The sequence below is a fragment of the Shimia gijangensis genome, from assembly GCF_900142085.1.
GTDB classification, from domain to species: domain Bacteria; phylum Pseudomonadota; class Alphaproteobacteria; order Rhodobacterales; family Rhodobacteraceae; genus Shimia; species Shimia gijangensis.
Genome location: NZ_FQZQ01000064.1, coordinates 1 through 1,696, shown reverse-complemented (window position 1 = coordinate 1,696; position 1,696 = coordinate 1). Strand labels below are relative to the sequence as shown.

At 52.9% G+C, this 1,696-nt stretch carries 1 protein-coding gene; it reads left to right on the top strand.

The genetic code is table 11. From position 1 onward, the window contains the following. Nucleotides 1-335 precede the first annotated feature (335 nt). Nucleotides 336-1,468 (top strand): IS3 family transposase gene (locus tag BUC32_RS19975; RefSeq protein WP_245815234.1). Its coding sequence is split into 2 segments (ribosomal slippage): nt 336-615 and nt 615-1,468, totalling 1,134 coding nucleotides; the frame shifts between segments, so codons are not numbered across the junction. The last annotated feature ends 228 nt before the right edge of the window (nt 1,469-1,696 follow it).

The window sequence follows — 1,696 nt, the reverse complement described above, 5'->3', positions numbered from 1 at the left end:
GGTCAAAACTCTTCGGGTCAAGATTACTCTCCTTTGTTTGCAACCTTGAATCAGAAGTCAGACAAAATGGGAATCCCGAACGTCAACAGCCCCTAATCAGACATCTGCAAATTCGTTCTAATGTCCGCTAAGTCCTGTGTGGATGGCTCCCTTTTTGCAAGTACGATTTAGCGCATGGCGTTTCGTCAGAAGCAGTCTTGTGTTCGGCCGGTATTGCCAAGTTGTTTATCGGCCGCACTCAGGCTGCCATTTCAGCGGTGTAGTCGCCCAGAGGTGGTCGCGGAATTTCGGACCAGTCGTTAAGGTGGATCGCATGACGAAAGAAGTGATCCAGAATGAAGAAACGCAAGAATCATTCGCCCGAGTTTAAGGCCCGCGTTGCGCTTGAAGCGATCCGCGAGGAGATGACGCTGGCGGAACTGTCTAAGAAGTATGGCGTCCATCCGACGCAGATCGGCACGTGGAAGCGTGCGGCGATTGAGAACATGGCGTCGGCCTTTGTGCGCCGAGGTGCAGTGCCAGAACAAGTCAGCGCCGCTGATGTCGACAAACTGCATTCCAAGATTGGCCAACTGGTGGTGGAGCGGGATTTTTTGGCCGATGCCTCGCAGCAGTTGCTCGGAACGCGAGGCAAAAAATGGTGAGCAAGGATCACAAGCTGAGCATGCGCCGTCAGTGCGCGTTGCTAATGTTGTCGCGATCCAATTTATACTACGAACCGAAGGGCGAGAGCGCCGAAAACCTGCGATTCATGGCGATCATCGACAAGCAATTCTTGGAAACGCCCTGGTACGGATCGCGCCAGATGGCCCGGTTCATGAAGCGCAACAGCCACCAATGTGGCCGCCATCGAGTCCGTCGTTTGATGCGCCTCATGCGATTGGTGCCCATCTATCAGGAGCCAAACACCAGCAAGAAACATCCGCAGCACAAAATCTGGCCGTATCTGCTGAGGAATGCGGTGATCGACCGCCCCAACCAGGTTTGGTGCGCAGATATCACCTACATTCCTATGCGGCGGGGCTTCCTGTACCTTGTGGCCATCATGGATTGGTACAGCCGCAAGGTTTTGGCGTGGCGATTGTCAAACAGCATGGACGCGGACTTCTGCGTGGAGGCCCTGAAAGAGGCCTTAATGAAACATGGCAAGCCGGAGATCTTCAACAGCGATCAAGGCAGTCAGTTCACCAGCGGCGCTTGGATCGACGTGCTGATCGACGCAAAGGTCAAGATCAGCATGGACGGGAAAGGGGCTTGGCGCGACAATCGAATGATCGAACGGCTGTGGAGGTCGTTGAAGTATGAATGCGTCTATCTGAATGCCTTTGAGACCGGTTCAGAAATGCGGGCGGGTATCGGCAAATGGCTGACCTACTACAACTCTGAGCGGCCCCATTCGACGCACGGCATATTGACCCCTAATGAGGCCGATGCCAACAAAACAGAACCAATGAGATTAGCAGCCTAAGTAAAAACCCTGATCCATCTTAACAAGGCTGCAAACTGGTCGAATATCTAGGACCACCTCTAAGCTCGACGTGATGTATCGCGCCTTCCTCAACTTCGCACTCATCGTCGATATGATTAAGTGTTAACAGGCCCTAAAGCGGCGAGCTTGAAAGCTGAATCATGGGATTCCCATTTGGTTTGATTTGTGATTCATCCTGATTGGGAGGATGTTTTATGTCAGCAGCGC